This window comes from Microbacterium sp. LjRoot205 (assembly GCF_056175745.1).
Genome location: NZ_JBGFFH010000003.1, coordinates 266,288 through 286,250 on the forward strand (window position 1 = coordinate 266,288; position 19,963 = coordinate 286,250).

Annotated in this window: 21 protein-coding genes and 1 tRNA gene; 12 read left to right on the forward strand and 10 right to left on the reverse strand. The window is 69.0% G+C overall.

Annotated features, from left to right (window positions below; all coding sequences use genetic code 11):
• Positions 1-209 precede the first annotated feature (209 nt).
• Positions 210-1,427, forward strand: coding sequence for a sensor histidine kinase (locus tag AC04ME_RS09300; RefSeq protein ID WP_056373621.1), 1,218 nt, complete (start codon positions 210-212; stop codon positions 1,425-1,427).
• Entirely contained in the window at positions 1,424-2,107 is a 684-nt protein-coding gene (locus AC04ME_RS09305) for a response regulator transcription factor (protein WP_042539762.1), read from the forward strand. Before AC04ME_RS09300 ends, AC04ME_RS09305 begins: the two co-directional genes overlap by 4 nt.
• A gap of 80 nt (positions 2,108-2,187) precedes the next feature.
• Here AC04ME_RS09305 and AC04ME_RS09310 read toward each other — a convergent pair whose 3' ends face one another.
• Positions 2,188-2,721, reverse strand: coding sequence for a hypothetical protein (locus AC04ME_RS09310; protein ID WP_056373619.1), 534 nt, complete (start codon positions 2,719-2,721; stop codon positions 2,188-2,190).
• Between the two features lie 135 nt (positions 2,722-2,856).
• Here AC04ME_RS09310 and AC04ME_RS09315 point away from each other — a divergent pair, with 135 nt between their 5' ends.
• The 6 genes from AC04ME_RS09315 (at position 2,857) to AC04ME_RS09340 (ending at position 8,437) form a co-directional block, all read left to right on the forward strand.
• A complete protein-coding gene (locus AC04ME_RS09315) occupies positions 2,857-3,339 on the forward strand; it encodes a CarD family transcriptional regulator (RefSeq protein WP_042539766.1) in 483 nt (160 codons plus the stop codon).
• Positions 3,340-3,412: 73 nt separating this feature from the next.
• On the forward strand, positions 3,413-4,624 hold the full coding sequence (gene ispD / locus AC04ME_RS09320) for a 2-C-methyl-D-erythritol 4-phosphate cytidylyltransferase (protein WP_475434788.1): 1,212 nt from the start codon (positions 3,413-3,415) through the stop codon (positions 4,622-4,624).
• An 89-nt stretch (positions 4,625-4,713) separates the two neighbouring features.
• Positions 4,714-5,304 (forward strand): short chain dehydrogenase, encoded by a 591-nt coding sequence (locus AC04ME_RS09325; RefSeq protein ID WP_042539768.1) that lies wholly within the window; start codon positions 4,714-4,716, stop codon positions 5,302-5,304.
• 73 nt (positions 5,305-5,377) lie between these two features.
• Positions 5,378-6,784 (forward strand): cysteine--tRNA ligase, encoded by a 1,407-nt coding sequence (gene cysS, locus AC04ME_RS09330; protein ID WP_475434687.1) that lies wholly within the window; start codon positions 5,378-5,380, stop codon positions 6,782-6,784.
• Positions 6,777-7,784: a 23S rRNA (guanosine(2251)-2'-O)-methyltransferase RlmB gene (gene rlmB / locus AC04ME_RS09335; protein WP_042539772.1), complete on the forward strand. Its 1,008-nt coding sequence runs from the start codon at positions 6,777-6,779 to the stop codon at positions 7,782-7,784. Before cysS ends, rlmB begins: the two co-directional genes overlap by 8 nt.
• Before the next feature lie 11 nt (positions 7,785-7,795).
• Positions 7,796-8,437, forward strand: coding sequence for an NAD(P)-dependent oxidoreductase (locus tag AC04ME_RS09340; RefSeq protein ID WP_475434689.1), 642 nt, complete (start codon positions 7,796-7,798; stop codon positions 8,435-8,437).
• A gap of 10 nt (positions 8,438-8,447) precedes the next feature.
• Here AC04ME_RS09340 and AC04ME_RS09345 read toward each other — a convergent pair whose 3' ends face one another.
• Both AC04ME_RS09345 and AC04ME_RS09350 read right to left on the reverse strand, forming a co-directional pair.
• Positions 8,448-9,752, reverse strand: coding sequence for a DUF4032 domain-containing protein (locus AC04ME_RS09345; protein ID WP_042539777.1), 1,305 nt, complete (start codon positions 9,750-9,752; stop codon positions 8,448-8,450).
• 77 nt (positions 9,753-9,829) lie between these two features.
• Positions 9,830-10,933 carry an ABC transporter ATP-binding protein gene (locus tag AC04ME_RS09350; protein ID WP_475434691.1) on the reverse strand — a complete coding sequence of 368 codons (1,104 nt, stop codon included), beginning with the start codon at positions 10,931-10,933 and terminating at the stop codon, positions 9,830-9,832.
• Positions 10,934-11,162: 229 nt separating this feature from the next.
• Between AC04ME_RS09350 and AC04ME_RS09355 the strand changes: the two genes are divergently transcribed.
• Both AC04ME_RS09355 and AC04ME_RS09360 read left to right on the forward strand, forming a co-directional pair.
• On the forward strand, positions 11,163-12,137 hold the full coding sequence (locus AC04ME_RS09355) for a DsbA family protein (RefSeq protein ID WP_042539781.1): 975 nt from the start codon (positions 11,163-11,165) through the stop codon (positions 12,135-12,137).
• Between the two features lie 42 nt (positions 12,138-12,179).
• Positions 12,180-12,255 (forward strand) — tRNA-Thr (locus AC04ME_RS09360).
• Between the two features lie 100 nt (positions 12,256-12,355).
• On the opposite strand, the gene AC04ME_RS09365 is transcribed toward AC04ME_RS09360, so the two are convergent.
• Positions 12,356-12,820: a hypothetical protein gene (locus AC04ME_RS09365; RefSeq protein WP_231567499.1), complete on the reverse strand. Its 465-nt coding sequence runs from the start codon at positions 12,818-12,820 to the stop codon at positions 12,356-12,358.
• 282 nt (positions 12,821-13,102) lie between these two features.
• Between AC04ME_RS09365 and AC04ME_RS09370 the strand changes: the two genes are divergently transcribed.
• On the forward strand, positions 13,103-14,056 hold the full coding sequence (locus AC04ME_RS09370) for an aldo/keto reductase (protein WP_079113280.1): 954 nt from the start codon (positions 13,103-13,105) through the stop codon (positions 14,054-14,056).
• A gap of 28 nt (positions 14,057-14,084) precedes the next feature.
• Here AC04ME_RS09370 and AC04ME_RS09375 read toward each other — a convergent pair whose 3' ends face one another.
• The 6 genes from AC04ME_RS09375 to AC04ME_RS09400 form a co-directional block, all read right to left on the reverse strand.
• A complete protein-coding gene (locus AC04ME_RS09375) occupies positions 14,085-14,780 on the reverse strand; it encodes a response regulator (RefSeq protein WP_079113279.1) in 696 nt (231 codons plus the stop codon).
• Positions 14,777-16,042 (reverse strand): sensor histidine kinase, encoded by a 1,266-nt coding sequence (locus AC04ME_RS09380; protein ID WP_052492915.1) that lies wholly within the window; start codon positions 16,040-16,042, stop codon positions 14,777-14,779. Before AC04ME_RS09380 ends, AC04ME_RS09375 begins: the two co-directional genes overlap by 4 nt.
• A 42-nt stretch (positions 16,043-16,084) precedes the next feature.
• Complete coding sequence (locus AC04ME_RS09385; protein ID WP_042539790.1) at positions 16,085-16,894, reverse strand: ABC transporter permease; 810 nt, start codon at positions 16,892-16,894, stop codon at positions 16,085-16,087.
• Positions 16,891-17,802 carry an ABC transporter ATP-binding protein gene (locus tag AC04ME_RS09390; protein WP_042539792.1) on the reverse strand — a complete coding sequence of 304 codons (912 nt, stop codon included), beginning with the start codon at positions 17,800-17,802 and terminating at the stop codon, positions 16,891-16,893. The genes AC04ME_RS09385 and AC04ME_RS09390 overlap by 4 nt, the downstream gene beginning before the upstream one ends.
• Positions 17,803-17,906: 104 nt before the next feature.
• Positions 17,907-18,290: an MmcQ/YjbR family DNA-binding protein gene (locus AC04ME_RS09395; RefSeq protein ID WP_367823484.1), complete on the reverse strand. Its 384-nt coding sequence runs from the start codon at positions 18,288-18,290 to the stop codon at positions 17,907-17,909.
• Positions 18,291-18,292: 2 nt separating this feature from the next.
• Positions 18,293-18,946 (reverse strand): SOS response-associated peptidase family protein, encoded by a 654-nt coding sequence (locus AC04ME_RS09400; RefSeq protein ID WP_475434696.1) that lies wholly within the window; start codon positions 18,944-18,946, stop codon positions 18,293-18,295.
• A 75-nt stretch (positions 18,947-19,021) separates the two neighbouring features.
• On the opposite strand from AC04ME_RS09400, the gene AC04ME_RS09405 reads away from it, so the two are divergent.
• Positions 19,022-19,963 carry a DMT family transporter gene (locus tag AC04ME_RS09405; RefSeq protein WP_309690253.1) on the forward strand — a complete coding sequence of 314 codons (942 nt, stop codon included), beginning with the start codon at positions 19,022-19,024 and terminating at the stop codon, positions 19,961-19,963.

A 19,963-nucleotide genomic window follows, 5' to 3' on the forward strand; every position in this document is an offset into this window, starting at 1 on the left:
TTTCATTCGGGTCTCGACTGTGGTGACAGCGCGAGACGGCTGGGTCGTCCGCGCGGGAGGAGAGGTCCGCGCTCCCGCACAGGCCCGAAAGCGATTGTCTGCTTCGAAGGTTAACGAACGGTGCCCAGCACGTGAATAGTACTTCTCGCGTTGTTGCCAGCACGGGAGAACCCGCCGATCCGGCGGTGAACGCACTCTACGCTGTGGTTATGACCTTGCCGCAGATCGCGCTGCTCGCGTTGGCCGTCGGCCTCGTGATCGGCATCGGCCTTTCGCTTCTCATCGCCTGGGCGTACCGCGCCAGGGCACGGGTCGCCGACGAGACGTCACTCGCCGTTCCGGCGGGCGTCACCGCGGTGCTGGGCAGCATGGACGACGCAGCCTGCGTGGTCGATTCCTCGGGGCTCGTGCTCGCCGTCTCCAAAGCAGCCACGCGATTCGGCATAGAGGTGGGAGCACCGCTGGAGAATCCCGAGCTGCGTCAGCTCGTGCGCGGCGGCCGCAACGACGGCGGCTCGGCGACCGAATCTCTGCGCATCACACGGGGCGGGCTCAGCCTCGATCCCCGACTCGTCTCGGCACGCGCGAGTGTGATCAGCCCCCGCATGACCCTGCTGATCATCCGCGATGTCACCGAGCAGGAGCGCCTGGATCAGATGCGCCGCGATTTCGTCGCCAACACCAGCCACGAGCTCAAGACCCCGGTCGGGGCGGTGACCCTGCTGGCCGAGGCCATCGAGTCCGCGGCGGACGATCCTGCGCAGGTGCGCCATTTCGCCACCCGGATCTCGGCCGAGGCCGCTCGTCTCGGTCAGCTGACCGGCCGCATCATGAGTCTGTCGAGGCTCCAGACCGACGACGCGCTGTCGGACGTGCGCCCCGTCTCGATCGACGAGGTGCTGGCGACCGCCCTCGAGGCGCATGTCGTGCAGGCCGACTCGGCCGGGGTCGAGCTCGCTCGCGGCGGCGACCGGGGAGTCTGGGTGCGCGGTGACTCGCAGATCCTGATCGAGGCGTTCGGCAACCTGATCGCCAACGCGATCGTGTACTCCCCGAGAGGGTCCCGCGTCGGCATCGGAGTGAAGGCCGACGACGGTGTCGTCGAGATCGCGGTGTCCGACCAGGGCATCGGCATCGCGGAGGCGGATCGAGAGCGGATCTTCGAGCGCTTCTACCGTGCAGACGAGGCGAGGTCGCGCCGCACCGGCGGAACCGGACTCGGACTCTCGATCGTCAAGCACGCCACACAGCGCCACGGTGGCGAGGTGCGCCTCTGGTCGCGCCCCGGACGAGGCTCGACCTTCACCATCAGGCTTCCCACGATCGATGCTCCCCCGAGCATCGACAGGGACAAGAAGAACAAGAAGAAGCGCGAGCGCAAGGCGGCGAAGGCCGCAGCTCGCGTCCGAAACGGAGAGAACGCATGACCCGCATCCTTCTCGTCGAAGACGAGCCCGACCTCGCCGACCCGCTCGCCTACCTGCTGCGCCGAGAGGGGTACGAGGTCGAGATCGCCGAGGACGGCCCGGGGGCGCTGACCGCGTTCCGCGAGCGCGGCGCCGATGTGGTGCTCCTCGACCTGATGCTGCCCGGCATGCCGGGCACCGAGGTGTGCCGGCAGATCCGCTCGACCTCTGCCGTGCCGATCATCATGGTCACGGCCAAGGACTCGGAGGTGGACATCGTCGTCGGGCTCGAGCTCGGCGCCGACGACTACGTCACCAAGCCGTACTCGTCGCGTGAGCTGCTGGCTCGGATGCGTGCTGTGCTGCGCCGCGTGGTCCAGGCCGACAGCGAGCTCGACGAGCGCGTGCTCGACGGCGGCCGCGTCTCACTCGACATCGACCGCCACACGGTGACGGTCGCCGGTCAGCAGATCAACATGCCGCTGAAGGAGTTCGAACTTCTCGAGGTGCTCATGCGCAACTCGGGTCGCGTGCTCACGCGCGGCCAGCTGATCGACCGGGTGTGGGGCAGCGACTACTTCGGCGATACCAAGACCCTCGACGTGCACATCAAGCGCATCCGCTCGCGGATCGAGGAGAACCCGGGCGAGCCGGTCATGCTCGTCACCGTCCGGGGCCTCGGCTACCGCTTCGAGGGCTGAGCGAGGGCTGAGCCCCAGTGCCGTACAGAAGAGGCCGTCACCCCGGGGGTGACGGCCTCTTCTTCAGCGTGTGCGCCGGATCACTCCGAGGGAGCGGGGGCGGCCGTGTCGGACGGGACCGGCTCGGGCGTGGGGGTCGACTTCGTGGCGCTGGGCACCAGGTCGGCGTAGTACGGCAGCGCGCCGTCGAGAACCGGGACCTCGGTCTTGGTGCCGGCGCCGTCACCCGACTGGAAGTGGATCTCGATCGTCGCACCGGGCATCGTGTCGAGGTCTTCGATGCGCAGCGGCTCCTCGTCGGCACCGAAACTGACGGTCTTGCCTGCGGGCACCGACACGGTGAACGGGTCGAGCCCGTCGATCGTCATCGTGAGCGTGGCCTTCTCGGTGGTCGGGTTCACGACGGCGGCGACGAAGTTGCCGACGGAGCCGTCTTCGTTCGCGACGATGAACGCGTTGCGCACGTCGATCGGGCCGTCCGAGTCCGAGACGTTGACGCCGTCCGAGGCCGAGTACTGGACCTCCGTCGACTGCGGCGTAATGAACGTGCAGCCGGTCGCGCCGAGAAGAACGAGGGCGCTGATGGCGGCAGACGCAACAAGGCGCGATTTCACGGGTCCTCCTGAGGTCCGACGGGATATCCGCATCCATTCTATGCGCATGCGGGGTGCCCCCTGAGGACGTGGAGGCGCGAACCTTAGCGCATTCCCCCTGTGGTATCCTTGAGGTTGCCGAAAGGACAAGTTTTTATGCTTTTTGAGGTTGGCGAAACTGTCGTCTATCCGCACCATGGCGCTGCGACCATCATCGAGGTCAAGGAGCGCATCATCAAGGGTGAGGCGAAGAAATACCTGAAGCTCAACGTCACCCAGGGGGACCTCATCATCGAGGTGCCCGCTGAGAACGTCGATCTCGTCGGGGTCCGCGATGTCATCGGCCGAGAGGGCCTCGACGCTGTGTTCGAGGTGCTTCGTGCGCCGTTCACCGAAGAGCCGACCAACTGGTCGCGTCGTTACAAGGCGAACCTCGAGAAGCTCGCCTCCGGCGATGTCATCAAGGTGAGCGAGGTCGTGCGCGACCTGTGGCGTCGTGACCAGGACCGCGGGCTGTCTGCGGGTGAGAAGCGGATGCTGGCCAAGGCGCGTCAGATCCTCATCTCCGAGCTCGCGCTCGCTGAGAAGACCGACGAGGACAAGGCGAGCGCACTGCTCGACGAGGTCCTCGCGTCCTGAGTGGACTGAGAGAAGGCGGGTGCTTCGGCATCCGCCTTTTTTCGTGCGCGCCGGTAACGTGAACCTGGTGAGCATGCTTCCCGTTCCTGACACCGCGATCATCGTCGTCGCCGCCGGTTCCGGCACCCGACTGGATGCCGGAGCGCCCAAGGCGTTCGTCGGCATCGACACGCATTCGATCCTCCGCCACGCGCTCGACGGCGTCTTCGCCGCCGCCCCCGCCCAGGTCATCGTCGTCGCGCCTGCCGGGTTCGAGGGCGACGCCGAGACCGAGGTCCGCGCAGCCGCCGGCGACCGCATCGATCTCGGCAGGGTCGTGACGGGCGGGGCTACGCGGCAGGAGTCCGTCTCCGCCGGTCTCGGAGCGCTGTGGGGAGATGTCACGCGAGTGCTCGTCCATGACGCGGCGCGCGCTCTGACGCCCCCCGAGATCATCGATGCGGTGGCGGCGGCCATCGACGGCGAGAGCGGGGTGATCCCGACGCTCCCGGTCGTCGACACGCTGAAGCGGGTCGAGGGGGATGCCGTCATCGCGCCGGTCGATCGCTCCGAGCTCGCCGCGGCGCAGACTCCTCAGGGGTTCCCACGGGCTCTGCTCGAGGCCGCATACGAAGCGGCGGCCGCGTCGGGCATCGAGTACACCGACGATGCGGCGCTGTTCGCGGCGGCCGGGCATCTCGTGCGACAGATCGCCGGGTCGCCTCGCGGATTCAAGATCACCGCGCCGGCCGACCTCGAGCGCGCCCGTCATCTGCTGGCGGACGTGCAGACGCCGACGTCCGCGCCGGACTCCGCACCGGACTCCACATGGACCGGACCCCGGGTCGGGCTCGGCACGGATGTGCACGCGTTCGGCGGAGACGGCAACCTGTGGCTGGCCGGCATCGAGTGGCCGGGTGAGCGAGCGCTCTCGGGTCACTCCGACGGCGACGCCGTGGCCCACGCGATGGTCGATGCCCTGCTGGGCGCCGCGGGGCTCGGCGACATCGGCGAGCACTTCGGCACCGCGCACCCCGAGTACGCCGGTGCTCATGCAGAGGTCTTCCTCGCCCGCACCCGCGAGCTCCTCCACGAAGCGGGCTATGCGATCGGCAACGTGTCGGTGCAGTTCCAGGGCAATCGACCGCGCTTCAGCGGCCGCCGTGCCGAGGCTGAGCGGGTGCTCTCGGCGGCACTCGGCGGCGCGCCGGTCTCGGTCACGGCCACCACCACCGACGGCTTGGGGTTCCCCGGGCGCGGTGAGGGCATCGCGGTGACCGCGGTCGCCATGGTCCACCCGACCTGACGCTGCGGACGGCATCGGGGAATGCGTCGGCATCCGCCGTCGTTGTCGGACATCGTCGTGCGGCAGTCGCATGCGGAGAAGGAGGCGTCATGAGGATTCTCGTCATCGGAGCCGGCGGTCAGGTCGGACGAACCGCCGTCCACGCCCTGGACGGTCATGAGATCATCGCCGCGTCGCGCAGCAGCGAGCCCTCCGTGGACGTCACGGATCCGGCTTCCGTCGAACGCCTGTTCGCGACAGTCGGCCAGGTCGATGCTGTGATCGTCGCGGTGGGGGAGGTGCCGTTCCGGCCCCTCGACGGGCTGACCCGTGGAGACTACGAATCCGCTTTCCGCGGCAAGGTACTGTCGCAGCTCGACGTCGTGCGCATCGGCACGTCCTTCGTGCGCGACCGCGGGTCGTTCACCCTGACCTCCGGCATCCTCGCGCGTGAGCCCATCGCGGCGGGCGCTGCCGCGTCGTTCGCGAACGGGGCCGTCGAGTCCTTCGTGCTCGCGGCGGCCACCGAACTGCCCCGCGGCATCCGCATCAACGCCGTGAGCCCGTCGGTGCTCGAGGATGCGCCGTCGTATCACTCGTCGTTCCCCGGCTTCGTGCCCGTGTCGTCGCACCGCGTCGGACAGGCGTACGCGAAGAGCGTGCTCGGAGTGCAGACCGGGCAGGTGTTCCCGGTCGACTGAGGGTCGGCGAGGCAGTTCGAGGGCCCGGGGTCACACCCAGTCAACGGGATCGGCGGCCCGGTAAGCTTGTGCGGTGACTCTCCGCCTCTACGACACCCGCGCACAGCAGCTGCGCGACTTCGTGCCTCTCGATCCCGAGAACGTCACGATGTATGTCTGCGGACCCACCGTGCAGTCAGGCCCCCACATCGGGCACGTCCGCGCAGCTCTGAGCTTCGATCTGCTGCGACGCTGGCTGACGCACCGGTACGGCCGGGTCACGTTCGTGCGCAACGTCACGGACATCGACGACAAGGTGCTCGCGAACGCGACCGACACCGAGCCCTGGTGGGCGCTGGCGTACCGGATGGAGCAGGAGTTCACCGCGGCGTATGCCGGAGTCGGCATCCTTCCGCCGACCTACGAGCCCCGCGCGACCGCCTCCGTGCCCCAGATGCAGGAGATCATCGCGACCCTCATCGAGCGCGGTCACGCGTACCCCGCGCCGGACGGCTCGGGAGATGTCTATTTCGACGTGCGCTCGTGGTCGGACTACGGCTCACTGACGAATCAGTCGATCGACGCCATGGAGGCAGCGGAGGACGCCGACCCCCGAGGCAAGCGCACCCCTCAGGACTTCGCGCTCTGGAAGGGCGCGAAGGCCGATGAGCAGGCGGATGCCACGTGGCAGTCTCCCTGGGGTGCGGGCCGCCCCGGCTGGCACATCGAGTGCTCGGCGATGTCGAAGCGCTACCTCGGCCCCGAGTTCGACATCCACGGCGGCGGCCTCGATCTGCGCTTCCCGCACCACGAGAACGAGCTCGCGCAGTCGACCGCTGCCGGAGACCGCTTCGCGAGGTACTGGGTGCACAACGGCCTCGTGACGGTGGGCGGGCAGAAGATGTCGAAGTCCCTCGGCAACTTCACGCTCGCTCGCGATGTGCTCGCCGAGCGAGACCCGCAGGTCGTGCGCTACGCGCTCGCCGCCGCGCACTACCGGTCGAGCCTCGACCTCTCGGAGTCGTCGTGGACCGAGGCCGAGGCGGCGCTGGGGCGGATCCGCACGTTCGTCGAACGCGCGGAGCGCATGCTCCCCCGGACGATCGGATGGGCGGAGTCCACCCCGATGCCCGACGCCTTCGCGACCGCGATGGATGACGACCTCGGCATTCCCCAGGCGCTCGGGGTCCTGCACGACACGGTGCGCGCAGGCAACGCGGCGCTCGACGCGGGCGACATCGACGGTGCGGCCTCGGCGAGGCACGAGGTCATCGCGATGCTCGACGTGCTCGGATTCGATCGTGTCGGTGAGGCGTCGGGAGGCGGCGACGCGCAGGCGTCCGCTCTCGACGCGCTCGTGCAGACGATGATCACGCAGCGTGCGCAGGCGCGCGCTGACAAGGACTGGGCGGCGGCCGATCGCATTCGTGATGCGATCGCCGCCGCAGGAATCACGCTGGAGGACTCTCCGGCCGGAACTCATTGGAGTATCGATGGCTAAGCCAGGCAACCCCTCAGCGGGCAAGGGCAAGAAGAAGGGCCCGAGCAAGGGCACAGGCGGACTCGGGCGCAAGGCGCTCGAGGGCCGCGGACCGACCCCCAAGGCCGAGGACCGCGCATGGCACCCTGCCGGCAAGCGCAAGGCCGCGGCCGAGCGCTACGCGGCGTCCGGCGGAAAGGGCAAGCCGGGGCAGCGTCAGACCGCCGGCGGCAACCCCAACCGCTCGGCACGTGCGAAGGACAACACCACCGAGGTCGAGGTCGTCACCGGCCGCAACTCGGTGCTCGAGGCTTTGCGTGCGAAGATCCCCGCGTCGGCGTTCTACATCGCGCAGCGCGTCGAGATGGACGACCGCGTGAAGGAGATGCTGTCGCTCGCGACCAACCGCGGCATCCCGGTGCTCGAGGTCACGCGTCAGGAGCTCGACCGCATGGCCGGGTACGACGGAGTGCACCAGGGCGTCGCCGTCAAGGTTCCGCCCTACGAGTACGCCCACCCGCAGGATCTGCTCGAGGCAGTGATCGACAAGGGCGAGGTTCCGCTGTTCGTCGCCCTCGACGGCATCACCGACCCGCGCAACCTCGGCGCGATCATCCGCTCGACCGGTGCTTTCGGCGGCCACGGCATCATCCTGCCGCAGCGTCGCTCGGCCGGTGTGAACTCCGCGGCCTGGAAGACCAGCGCCGGCGCGGCAGCGCGTGTGCCGGTCGCTCTCGCGACGAACCTCACGACGCAGCTCAAGGAGTTCAAGAAGCAGGGGGTGTTCGTGCTCGGCCTCGACGGCGACGGCGACGTGCTGCTGCCCGAGCTGCAGCTCGCAGACCGTCCTGTCGTGATCGTCACCGGTTCCGAGGGCAAGGGCCTGTCGCGCCTCGTGGCCGAGACCTGCGACCAGATCGTGTCGATCCCGATCTCTGCTGTGACCGAGTCGCTCAACGCCGGTATCGCGACCTCGGTCGCGCTGTACCAGGTGTCGACCATCCGCAACGCGAAGAAGTAGGGGAGAAGCTCATGGCTCGCATCGTCGTGCTCGGGGGGACCGGCTATGCCGGCCGCCACATCGTCTCGGAGGCGGTGAGCCGCGGGCACGAGGTCGTCTCGGTCTCTCGCTCCGCACCGTCGAACCCGGTCGAGGGTGCGCAGAACGTCCAGGGGTCCGTGCTCGACCTCGCGAGCCTGGGCGACGTCTTCGACGGTGCTGACGCCGTCGTGTCGGCATTGTCTCCTCGCGGCGACATGGAGAACTCGGTGCTCGATGCGCTCGGCGGCCTCGTCGAGAAGCTGAGCGGCACCGAGACGCGCCTCGGCGTGGTCGGCGGCGCGGGCGGAAGCCTGATCGCCCCCGGAGGGCCCCGACTCTTCGACCAGGGCTTCCCCGAGGAGTACAAGCACGAGGCGCAGGTCGGCATCGACTCGCTCGCGCTGCTGGAGCAGACCGACGACTCGCTCGACTGGTTCTTCATCCACCCCGCCGAGGTCTTCGGACCCTGGGTGGAGGGCGAGCGCACCGGTCACTACCGCGATGGCGGCGACGTCATCGTGCGCGACGCCGACGGCAAGTCGTTCATCTCCGGTGGCGACTTCGCCGTCGCCGTGGTCGACGAGATCGAGCAGGGCAACCACCACCGCGAGCGCTTCACGGTCGGTTACTGAGGCTGCACGGTCAGACCAGGTCGCGCCAGTCGACCTCGTCGTCGTCATCGGCGACCGGATTCGTGCCGGTGACGACGGGCAGGCTCATCGTCTCGGTGGGCGGGCCCATGATGGTCGCCTCGTCGCGGCGGTGCCGCAGCACCTCGTTGATGTAGCTCGTCAGCACCTCGGCGAGCGGAACAGAGCGTCCCTGGGCCTGTGACAGGTACCACCGGTGCTCGAGGACCTGGTGGAACACCTCGGCGGGTTCGAGCTTGGCCCGCAGCTCCCAGGGGATCGCACGGACGACCGGTTCGAAGACGCGGGTCAGCCACTCGTGCGCGTACATCTCCTCGTCGGCCCACTGCTTGGTCGAGCGCGCGCGGAACTCATCGAGGTCGTTGAGCAGGCGTCGAGCCTGGTTCTCTTCGACGTCGAGGCCGGTCAGACGGATCAGGCGCCGCTGGTGGTGTCCCGCGTCGACGACCTTGGGTTGGATCTCGACGACGGTGCCGTCGGAGGTCGTCGACATCGACATCTCATCGATGTCGAACCCGAGGGCGTTGAGACGCTCGACACGTTCGGTGATGCGCCAGGTCTCGGCAGAGGCGAAAGACTCCTGCGCGGTCAACTCGGCCCACAGCGAGCGATATGACGAGACGATGCCGTCGGCGATCGCGACCGCATCGACGCCGTGCTCCAGGCGCCCGCCGGCGGCGAGGTCCATGATCTCGCCGGCGATGTTGGTGCGGGCGAGGTCGAGATCGTAGGCGCGCTGGCCGTCGGTCAGTCCCTCCTCGTGCAGCTCGCCGGTCTCGGCATCGACGAGGTAGGCCGCGTACGCACCGGCGTCGCGGCGAAAGAGCGTGTTCGACAGCGACACGTCGCCCCAGTAGAAGCCGACGTTGTGCAGGCGCACGAGCAGCACGGCCAGGGCGTCGACGAGACGCGTGGCGGTGTCGGGGCGCAGCACGCGGGTGAAGAGCGCACGGTAGGGCATGGAGAACCGCAGGTGCGATGTGACGAGGGCGGCAGCGAGCGGTTCGCCGTCGGCATCCGAGCGCCCGGCGATCACTGCGACGCGGTCGACGCAGGGCACGTCGAGCCTGGCGAGGTTGCCGAGCATCTCGTACTCGCGCCTCGCCATCTCATCGGTCGTCTCCTTGACGGCGACGACCTTGCCCGACAGATCGGCGAACCGCACGAGATGGCGCGAGAGCCCCTTCGGGAGCGACACGATCAACTCGGACGGCCACTTGGCGAGCGGTGTCGACCAGGGCAGCGCGAGCAGTCCCGGATCGATCGAGCTCGCGGTGATCCGCAGCGCATCCTGCATGTCTCTCCAGTCGGTGGGGGAAAAGAAGAAGCGGCGCGGGCGACCGAAGTCAGCCCGCSCCGCGTCCGTGGATCCGATCAGGCGGAGACGATCGGCTTGTCGTTCAGGCGCACGCCCGACTCGATGTCGAACGCGTGCACGTGGCCCGCGTTCGCCGCGAGGGTGACGGTCTCGCCGGCGTTGGGGTGGCTGCGGCCGTCGACACGAGCGACCAGGTCGGCGCGCTTGCCGTTGATCTCGGTGTGACCGTAGAGGTAGCCGTCGGCGCCGAGCTCCTCGACGAGGTCGACGACGACCGAGAGGCCCTTGCCGTCGGCCGGGCCGACGGTGATGTCCTCGGGGCGCACACCCACGGTGACCTGCGAGCCGTTGGCGCGGCCGACCGTGTCGCGGTCGAGCGGGACGAMCTCGGTGCCGAAGCGCACACCGCCCTCAGCCAGGTCTGCGCTGAACAGGTTCATGGCAGGCGAGCCGATGAAGCCGGCGACGAACACGTTCTCGGGCTTCTCGTACAGGTCGCGCGGCGTTCCGACCTGCTGGAGCAGGCCGTCCTTGAGCACGGCGATGCGGTCGCCCATGGTGAGCGCCTCGGTCTGGTCGTGCGTGACGTAGACCGTGGTGACGCCGAGACGACGCTGCAGCGACGCGATCTGCGTACGGGTCTGGACGCGGAGCTTGGCGTCGAGGTTCGACAGCGGCTCGTCCATGAGGAAGACCTGGGGCTGACGGACGATCGCACGGCCCATGGCGACACGCTGACGCTGACCACCCGAGAGGGCCTTCGGCTTGCGGGTCAGGTACTCCTCGAGGTCGAGCAGCTTCGCGGCCTCCAGAACGCGGGTCGCACGCTCTTCCTTGCCGACGCCGGCGATCTTGAGCGCGAAGCCCATGTTCTCGGCGACGGTCATGTGCGGGTACAGCGCGTAGTTCTGGAACACCATCGCGATGTCGCGGTCCTTCGGCGGCACGTCGGTGACGTCGCGGTCACCGATCAGGATGCGCCCTGCGTTGACCTCTTCGAGGCCGGCGAGCATGCGAAGCGAGGTGGACTTTCCGCAGCCGGACGGGCCGACGAGGACGAGGAACTCGCCGTCGGCGACCTCGAGGTTGAGCTTGTCGACAGCCGGGCGGGTTCCGCCGGGGTAGAGGCGGGTGGCCTCGTCGAAAGTCACAGATGCCATTGTGTTTCTCCTTCACCGGCAGGTACGTGCCGGACGATCCGTAGTGATAGAGCGGCGGAGCGATCCACCGTGACCCCTCATCGGGTCGGAATCAGTATGGCAGAAGCTCGTCCATCTGGGTATTTCTCAGCCTGGCTGGTTAACATCGATCTCGGCCGCCTTTCGCGGCGTTCGCCGCCCGAGTGGCGTCCGGGGCCACCCTGCCCCCCTGAGACTGTCTAGAGGAACGATGTCGAGCGACGAGACGCCGAACGTCCCCAGCCCTCGCAACACGCGTGAGGCCGTGCGGGAGAAGGCCCAGAAGGTGCACGCCCAGCAGTCGAGGGCGCGCGTGATGCGACGGATCATCCTCGGCGCGATCGCCATCGTCGCCGTGGGCGCCATCGGCACCGCCATCACCCTCGCCGTCTCGGCGCAGGTGTCGAAGCCCCAGCTCACGCCGGGCGGCATGGACGACGACGGCATCCTCGTCTCGGACATCAGTGCGTCCGCGATGTCGGATTCGACCGTCGCACCCCCGAGCCCGGGAGAGACGGAAGCGGGTGGCGAGGCCACGCCGACCCCGGAGCCCACCACCTCGAGCACGGTCGACATCCACATCTACGTCGATTACCTGTCGCCGGATGCCGGCGAGTTCGAGCGCGCGAACGCGCGTCAGCTCGTCAACTGGATCTCCGAGGGAGCGGCCACCGTCACCTACCACCCGGTCGCCCTGCTCACCGCGAGCTCGAACGGCACCAAGTACTCGCTGCGTTCCGCGGCAGCCGCGGCCTGCGTCGCCACGCACTCGCCCGCGCAGTTCTACGCGTTCAACCACGACCTGCTCGACGATCAGCCAGAGGTGAACACCGACGGCTTCTCGGATGCGCAGCTGGCCGACATCGCCGGCGCAGTCGGCTCGGACAACGTGAAGAGCGTCCGATCGTGCATCGAGGACCAGGACTACGTCACGTGGGCGAAGGAAGCCACCTCGCGCGCTCTCGAGGGCCCGCTCGTCGGCTCGGACGATCTCGTGCTCACCGCCGCTCCCATGATCGTCGTGAACGGCGAGGCCTATGTGGGCGCGCTCGACGACCCGAGCGAGTTCTCGCAGTTCGTTCTCACCGTCGCCAGCGACGCCTACTACGCCACGGAGACCCCGACGCCGGCCCCGACGCCCACCGAGACCACGGAGCCCGCTCCCTCGGAGACTCCCGCGTCGTAGTTCGTCGGCCCCCGCCGCCCATCGCTAAGCTGGGAGGCGTCCGCCGACTTGGCGCAATTGGTAGCGCACCGTACTTGTAATACGGGGGTTGCAGGTTCGAGTCCTGTAGTCGGCACCAGACGCGAAGGCCCGCGTCCCCTTGACAGCACCGGGGACGCGGGCCTTCTTCGTGTCTGGGCGAGGAGCTTTGCCCATGCCTCCGCCTCGCGGCGAGAGGCTCACCGCAGGCCGTCTTCGCAATCGCTCCCCGGTCGTGCTCTCGACCACAGCGCGTACTCGCCACCGTCGTCCGTGTCGATCAACCATGGAGGGAACTCGACGTACCGGTCCATGGCCAGGCCCCACGACGCGTCCGCTCGCGTCGATTCGGGGTCGTCGGCGGGCAGTTCATCCTCTGTCGTCCAGTGCTCCGCCGGATGGTCCTTCGCCCATTCGTAGATGAGCTGACCTGTGTCGGACCAGTCACGTTCGTTCATGCTCTCGGCGATGTCGGCAGGCATCCGCACGCGTTCCGACGTGCTGTAGTCGTATGTGCAGGAGTAGGTTCGCCCGTCGTCGCCGACATAGCTCAAGGAGATCGTCACGTCGGTGGTGAGCCACGGCCTCTGGCCTATGGCGATCACGGCGACGAGGGCCCCGATGACGACCACGGCGGTCGCAGTGAGCGCGATCAGCCATCGCACACCCCGTCGCCTTCGAACGAGTCCGGAAGGCGGCGGAACAGAACGAGTCACCGGCGGTTCCTTTCCCGTCGCAGGCGTCCAGCTGTGCGGCATGCGCAGCATCCGCAGGTTGCAGCGAGCTGACCCCGCGTGAAGTCACCAAGTTACCGCGCCTCACCGGCGAGCGGCGGGTGCACGCCGAGGACGCGCTGCGAGGCGGAGCCGGTGAAGGAGTGCTCCGGGGCGAGTGACACGCGACGTCACACACGAAATAGTGCGCGGGGGTGACGGGTTGTCCCGAGTATGACTCGTATCGGAAACAGTGACCTTGACGTCTTCCCGCTCTCGCTCGGCGGCAACGTATTCGGCTGGACGGCCGATCGCGAGGCATCGTTCGCGGTGCTCGACGCGTTCGTCGACGGGGGTGGCGACTTCATCGACACGGCAGACGGCTACAGCGCCTGGGTGCCCGGCAACTCAGGCGGCGAGAGCGAGACGATCATCGGCGAGTGGCTCGCGTCTCGCCAGCCGAAGGGCGTCGTCGTCGCGACCAAGGTGAGCCAGCACCCGGACTACAAGGGCCTCTCGGCGTCGAACGTCCGCCGGGCCGCCGAAGCATCGCTCGCTCGCCTGGGTGTCGACACGATCGACCTCTACTACGCGCACTTCGACGATGAGACGGTTCCGCTGGAGGAGACGGTCGCGGCCTTCGGCGAGCTCGTCTCCGACGGTCTCGTGCGCCACGTCGCGGTGTCGAACTACACGGCAGAGCGCATCCGCGAGTGGGTCGAGATCGCCCGCCGCACAGGAGTCGCGCTGCCGGTCGCCGTGCAGCCGCACTACAACCTCGTGCACCGGAACGACGTCGAGGAGACGATCATCCCGGTCGCCCAGGAGTTCGGCCTCAGCCTCGTGCCCTACTACTCGCTGGCGAGCGGCTTCCTCACCGGCAAGTACCGCTCGGTCGACGTCGAAGGGCAGACGTCTCCGCGTGCCTCCGGCGCGGCGAAGTACGCGACCGAGGCGGGGCTGCGGATCATCGACACCCTCGAGGAGATCGGTGACGCGCACGGAGCCTCGATCGCTGCGACCTCGCTGGCCTGGCTGCGTGCCCAGCCGACGGTCGCCGCCCCCATCGCGAGCGCCCGCACGGTCGAGCAGGTTCCCGATCTCCTCGCCGGCGCGCGTCTCGAGCTGACCCCTGACGAGGTCGACGCTCTGAACCGCGTCTCGGAGTGGACCCCGGCGAAGGCCTGACACCGCTCGCTCTGCCCTCCACCCCGACCTAGGGGCCGGGGGGCAGAGCGTCGTCGTCGACGAGACCGAGTCGGTGCGCCAGAATCACCAGGTGGATGCGGTCGCGGGATCCGAGTTTCGAGAGGATCCTGCCCACATGGGTCTTGACGGTGGACTCGCTGACGAACAGCGCCTGGGCGATCTCCGCGTTCGTGAGCCCGCGCGCGATCTCGACGAAGACGTCGCGCTCACGGTCGGTGAGCTGCGCCGTGAGATCGTCGATCGCATGGACCTGTGGTGCGGGCGTCGCACCGAGCGTCGGCGTCACGTGCTCCAACAGCATCCGCGTGATCCGAGGCGAGAGCGCGGCATCGCCCCTGTGAATCGCACGGATCGCCGCGATCATCTCGTGCCGCTGTGCGTCCTTCAGGAGGAATCCGCTCGCTCCGGCGCGGATCGCACCGAAGGCGTACTCGTCGAGATCGAACGTCGTCAGCACCAGGACGCGGGTCTGCGGGTGCTCGCGGACGATGGCCGCGGTCGCGGCGATCCCGTCGAGCCCCGGCATCCGGATGTCCATCAGCACCATGTCGGGGCGCAGCTCGGTCGCCTGGGCGATCGCGTCGTGCCCGTCCGCGGCCTCGCCGACCACGACCATGTCGTCCTCGGCGTCGAGCACCATCCGGAATCCGACGCGGATGAGGGCCTGGTCGTCGACGAGCAGCAGCCTGATCGGCTCGGTCATGGTCCGTCCTTCGGGTCGTGGTCTGGCAGGTCAGGTGGCGTCATGGGGAGCTCTGCGCGCAGCATCCACCGCCCGCCGTCGACGGGTTCGGAGACGATGGTTCCGCCCGAGTGCGCTGCGCGCTCGGCGAGCCCGCGCAGGCCGAACCCCGATGAGCCGACAGGGCCGGTGACACCGTCGTTCACGATCTCGATGGTCACCGCATCCGGGGCGTGCACGAGTCGGACCTCGATCGACGTCGCCGCGGGTGCGTGCCTCATGGCGTTCGTCACGCCCTCCTGCACGATGCGCCCGACGGCGTGTGCCTGAGCGGGGGAGAGCGAGGCGGCCCCGGTGACCGAGAGCGACACCGGAAAGCCGGCTCGCTGTGCCGCAGCGACCGTCTCCTGCGGGGGCGTCGGCTCGAGCGGAGCGAGGGGCAGCGGCGAATCGTCGGCCCGGAGGACGCCGAGCATCGCACGCATCTCGGTGAGTGCGCTGCGAGCCGTCTCTGCGGCCGAGGACGCCGCCGATCGTGCCTGGCCCGGATCCGGGGTGGCAGCCGCTCCCTCGGACAGTGCGACGATCACGGTGAGCGAGTGGGAGACGATGTCGTGCATCTCACGGGCGATGCGGGCGCGCTCGCCGGCCGCGGCCAGCTGCGCCTGCTGATCGCGTTCGACGAGCAGCTGACGGGAGCGGTCGATCACGGCAGCGAGGTAGCGCTTGCGTCCACCCACGTTCACGCCGACGAGAGTGCCGATCAGCCCGAGGACGAGCGACATCACGACGGCGTTCGCGGCGATCTGCAGAGTGATGACGCCGGTGAGCGTGAGCAGTCCGCCGAGCGCGGCGAGCGACCCGAGGGCGATGCCGAATCCCGTCCATGCGGCCCGCGAGGATCGGTAGACCGCGAGCGAGTAACAGGTGACCAGCAGCAGCGGCGAGCCGATCGGCTGCAGTGCGAAGAGGAACCCGGCCTCGAGTGCGAAGGACGCGACGAACGGCACGAGCGGCCGTCGACGCCTCCACAGAAGCGTGGCGCAGGCTGCGACGACGGACGCGGGCACCAGGATCGCGACGCCGATGGCGAGGGGCATCGGAAGGTCGCGGGTGATGACACCGGCCGGCACGAGCGAGAGCAACAGGCACACGAGGGTGATCAGGACATCGGCGAACACCGGATGCCGCGCCCAGAAACGGCGCAGAACGCCCGGGGGACGCGGCAGCCGCAGCCCCTCGTCCTCGCGGACTGAGGTGCTGCGGCTGCGCGTGCGGGTCACCGGGCGACTCTACGCGGGTTCATCGATCTCGCGATCTCGCGGTCACGCATCGCGCGTGCGGAGCACGGCCCAGGCGCCGAGCATGCCCGCGGCGACCCAGGCTGCCAGCGTGAGGTAGGCGACCGGAGCCTCGAGCGCAGCGCCCTCGGGGAGGATCGCGCTCTGGGCTGCGGCCACCGGGAGGTAGCCCGCGGCGTCCATGACCCAGGCCCAGGCCTCGCCGGCGACGGCGAAGAAGCTCGCGACGATCGGCAGCACGAACAGCAGGCCGACCGTCGCGGCGATCGCTCCGGCGCCCGAGCGCAGGATGAACCCGAACGCCACCCCGATCAGGGCGAACACCGCCATGGCGAGCGACGAGACCACGATGGGCAGGAACGATGCTGCGGGGTCGCCCCAGTCGATGCCCTGATCCCGCGAGGCGACGACCGCGGAGACCGCCACGGCCGCCGCCAGGAAGATGACCAGCGACGACACGAACATGAACAGGCCGACCACGACCGCCTTGGCGCCCAGCACCGATCCGCGCTTCGGGTTGGCCGCGAGCGTCGAACGGATCATCCCGGTCGAGTACTCGCCCGTCACGGAGATCGCGCCGAGGATGCCGGCGAGCAGCATCGTGAACTGGATCGGCATGACGACGGCCTGGATGGGCTCGAAGCCCGGCATGTCGATCGCCTGCGCGATGAGCACGGCGATGCCGATCGTGAGGATCGCCGCGATGCCGATCGACCACCAGGTCGAACGGAGCGTGGCCAGCTTGATCCACTCGCCGCGCACGGCGCGGATGAACGTGAGCCGGCGATCGGTGTCGACATGCTGACGGCGGAGGGGAGGAGCCTGGACGGTCATGAGATCTCCTTCGTGCGGTACTCGACCGAGTCGCCGGTGAGGGCGAGGTAGGCGTCTTCGAGCGATCCGGTGGTCGGGGTGAGTTCGTGCAGGGGGATGCCGCGCTCTGCGGCGAGGTCGCCGATGCGCGACGCGGGGAGGCCGACGATGTCGATCAGATCGGGGGCGGAGCTCACGATCTCGACGGACGGGCCGCCCACTGCGGCAGCGAGGTCGGCGGCTCGAGGCGTGCGAACACGCACGGTGTTGGTCGTCCAGGCCCGCACGAGCTCCTCGAGCGGGGCGTCGGCGAGCACCTTTCCCCGGCCCATCACGATCACGTGATCGGCGGTCTGCGCCATCTCGCTCATCAGGTGGCTCGAGAGCAGCACGGTGCGTCCCTCGGACGCCGCGTGACGCACGAACTGGCGCACCCACCGCACGCCCTCGGGGTCGAGGCCGTTGACCGGCTCGTCGAGGATCAGAGTGTGCGGGTCGCCGAGCAGGGCGGAGGCGATTCCGAGCCGCTGCCCCATGCCGAGCGAGAACTTGCCCGCGCGCTTGCGGGCCACGGGGCCGATGCCCGCGAGGTCGATGACCTCGTCGACGCGGGATGCCGGGATGCCGTGGGTCGCCGCCATCGCACGCAGGTGATTGCGCGCGGTGCGGCCGGTGTGCACGGCCTTGGCATCGAGCAGCACTCCCACCTCGGTGAGCGGGGCGCGGAGCTTGCGGTATTCCCGTCCGCCGACGGTGGCGATGCCCGAGGTCGGCCGGTCGAGGCCGACGATCATGCGCATCGTCGTGGACTTGCCCGCGCCGTTGGGCCCGAGAAACCCCGTGACCGTGCCCGGCTGCACCGTGAACGACACGTCCTGGACGGCTGTCTTGTCTCCGAATCTCTTCGTGAGGCCTTCTGCTGTGATCATGTCTACGACGCTATCGACCACGCCATCGCCCCCGCGTCCTCCCTGGGTACCGTTCCACGGATACTCGGAGTCATCCTCTCGGCGGATGCCGTGGTCCGGGCGCCTCAGTCGGCAGGGCGCCCGAACAGGTCAGGGTCGATCGGCCGCTGCGCTCGGGGGAGCTTCTCGACCACCAGTCGGTACGACTCGGTGACGAGTTCGGTCACCAGCTCCTCGTCGAGCGATGCCCCTGGCATCAGGGTGATCCAGTGCTTCTTGTTCATGTGGTAGCCGGGCACGATGTCGGCGAACGTCTCTCGCAACGCGACGGAGTCCTCGGGGTGGGACTTGAGCGTCACGCGCCCGGTGCCGTCGAGAGGGATCAGCAGGAAGACACGCCCTCGCACCTTGTAGACGTCCCACTCGGGGCCGAACGGGTTGTCGCGCTCCGCACCGGGAAGCTCTTCGGCGCGCGCAGCGGCGGCGGCGCCCAACTGGGTCGAGTCCATGCTCAGAACAGCCGATCGGCGCCCTTGTCGTCGGCGCGGGGCGCGGCCTGAACGCGCTCGTCGATCGCCGCCGCGGCGAGCAGGGCCTCGTCGATGATCTCCTTCGTGGGCTCGGCGGTCAGCCAGTCGTCGCTCAACGCCGCGGGGATCAGCAGCGGCATCCGATCGTGGATGCCGGCGAGGTGAGGGGGAGCCGGGCGCATCACGATCGAGTAGCAGGTGAAGGACTCGCCATCGGCGGTGCGCCCCCGCTGGGTGACGGCGGCCATTCCGAAGAGCGCACCGTCGTCGACGACGAACTCGTGCCAGACGCGCTCGGGCTTCTTCATCTCGTACCAGCTCGTCGCCGGCACGAGAGCACGGGTCTTCAATCCGCCGGGGCGCTCCTGCAGGCGCTCGGATCGGGTGTTGATCGACGGGAACTTCGAGGGTTCCCCGCCGATCAGGAACCCCCACCAGGCGGGTTCGAGCACGGGCTCGGCCTCGGGGTGCACCACGATCGGGTTGAGGTTGCGCAGATTCTTGCCTGTGGGGCGCACGGTCTCACGCGCGTTCTGCTCAGCCCAGCCACGCAGCCCCTCGAGCACCGCCTCGTCGGCGGCGGCCAGGAGCTCGGTGTCGGTGAACCGGGGGTCAAGTCCGTAACTCGCGCACATGCCGTCAGGGTACGCCCGGCCGCCGACATCGTGCGCACGGCGAGATGGCGATCATCTCTCGGTTAGGGTCGACAGGTGACCCAGGCCCGTCGACTGTCTCCGCCCCTCGCGCTCGGCGGAGCAGTGGCGATCGGCGTCATGACGGCCATCCAGGCGCGCATCAACGGCGTGCTGGGCGTCGAGGTCGGCAACGGCATCGTGGCCGGCCTCATCTCCTTCTCCGTAGGACTCGCGGCCCTTGCGGTGGTGATCGTCTGCATTCCCTCCGCGCGTCGAGGCGTCGGACGTCTGCTCGGCGGCATCCGCGATCGGACGATCCCGTTCTGGATGCTGCTCGGCGGTGCCTGCGGTGCACTCACCGTCTCCACTCAGGGCATCACGGCCGGGGTGCTCGGCGTCTCGCTGTTCACGGTCGGAGTCGTCGCAGGACAGACCCTGCACGGGCTCGTGCTCGACCGCATCGGGTTCGGTCCCGCCGGGGTCGTCGCGATCACGCCGGGGCGCGTGCTGGGCGGAGCGCTCGCGCTCGCCGCGGTCGGCATCTCGCTGAGCGGCGATGTCCTGGCCACGGCACCGCTCTGGATGCTCCTCCTGCCGTTCGCGGCAGGCGTCGGCATCGCCTGGCAGGCTGCGACCAACGGCCGTCTGTCGCAGCGCGTGCGCTCGCCCCTCGCGGCGACGTTCATGAGCTTCATCGCCGGCACCATCGCGCTGCTGGTCGCCGCCGGCATCAGCATCGCGGTGCGGGGCGCACCAGACGCGCCGCCGACCGAGCCGTGGCTGTACCTCGGTGGATTCCTCGGCGCCGCGTACATCCTGCTCGGCGCTTTCATCGTCGCGCAGACAGGGGTGCTGCTGATGGGGCTCGGGTCGGTGCTGGGCCAGCTCGCGACCTCGGTGATCATCGACCTGATCTGGCCGGCCGCGGCGGGCCCCGCACCCTGGCAGATCATCGGGATGGTGGTCGTCGCCGTGGCATCCGTCGCCGTCGCGCTGCCCCGCAGCAGACGGAACTGA

Bases quoted from the DNA above. Each gene is read 5' to 3' on its own strand.
- AC04ME_RS09300 (WP_056373621.1), top strand. From the start codon at position 210: ATGACCTTGCCGCAGATCGCGCTGCTCGCGTTGGCCGTCGGCCTCGTG.
- AC04ME_RS09305 (WP_042539762.1), top strand. From the start codon at position 1,424: ATGACCCGCATCCTTCTCGTCGAAGACGAGCCCGACCTCGCCGACCCG.
- AC04ME_RS09315 (WP_042539766.1), top strand. From the start codon at position 2,857: ATGCTTTTTGAGGTTGGCGAAACTGTCGTCTATCCGCACCATGGCGCT.
- ispD (WP_475434788.1), top strand. From the start codon at position 3,413: ATGCTTCCCGTTCCTGACACCGCGATCATCGTCGTCGCCGCCGGTTCC.
- AC04ME_RS09325 (WP_042539768.1), top strand. From the start codon at position 4,714: ATGAGGATTCTCGTCATCGGAGCCGGCGGTCAGGTCGGACGAACCGCC.
- rlmB (WP_042539772.1), top strand. From the start codon at position 6,777: ATGGCTAAGCCAGGCAACCCCTCAGCGGGCAAGGGCAAGAAGAAGGGC.
- AC04ME_RS09340 (WP_475434689.1), top strand. From the start codon at position 7,796: ATGGCTCGCATCGTCGTGCTCGGGGGGACCGGCTATGCCGGCCGCCAC.
- AC04ME_RS09345 (WP_042539777.1), bottom strand. From the start codon at position 9,752: ATGCAGGATGCGCTGCGGATCACCGCGAGCTCGATCGATCCGGGACTG.
- AC04ME_RS09355 (WP_042539781.1), top strand. From the start codon at position 11,163: ATGTCGAGCGACGAGACGCCGAACGTCCCCAGCCCTCGCAACACGCGT.
- AC04ME_RS09370 (WP_079113280.1), top strand. From the start codon at position 13,103: ATGACTCGTATCGGAAACAGTGACCTTGACGTCTTCCCGCTCTCGCTC.
- AC04ME_RS09375 (WP_079113279.1), bottom strand. From the start codon at position 14,780: ATGACCGAGCCGATCAGGCTGCTGCTCGTCGACGACCAGGCCCTCATC.
- AC04ME_RS09385 (WP_042539790.1), bottom strand. From the start codon at position 16,894: ATGACCGTCCAGGCTCCTCCCCTCCGCCGTCAGCATGTCGACACCGAT.
- AC04ME_RS09390 (WP_042539792.1), bottom strand. From the start codon at position 17,802: ATGATCACAGCAGAAGGCCTCACGAAGAGATTCGGAGACAAGACAGCC.
- AC04ME_RS09395 (WP_367823484.1), bottom strand. From the start codon at position 18,290: ATGGACTCGACCCAGTTGGGCGCCGCCGCCGCTGCGCGCGCCGAAGAG.
- AC04ME_RS09400 (WP_475434696.1), bottom strand. From the start codon at position 18,946: ATGTGCGCGAGTTACGGACTTGACCCCCGGTTCACCGACACCGAGCTC.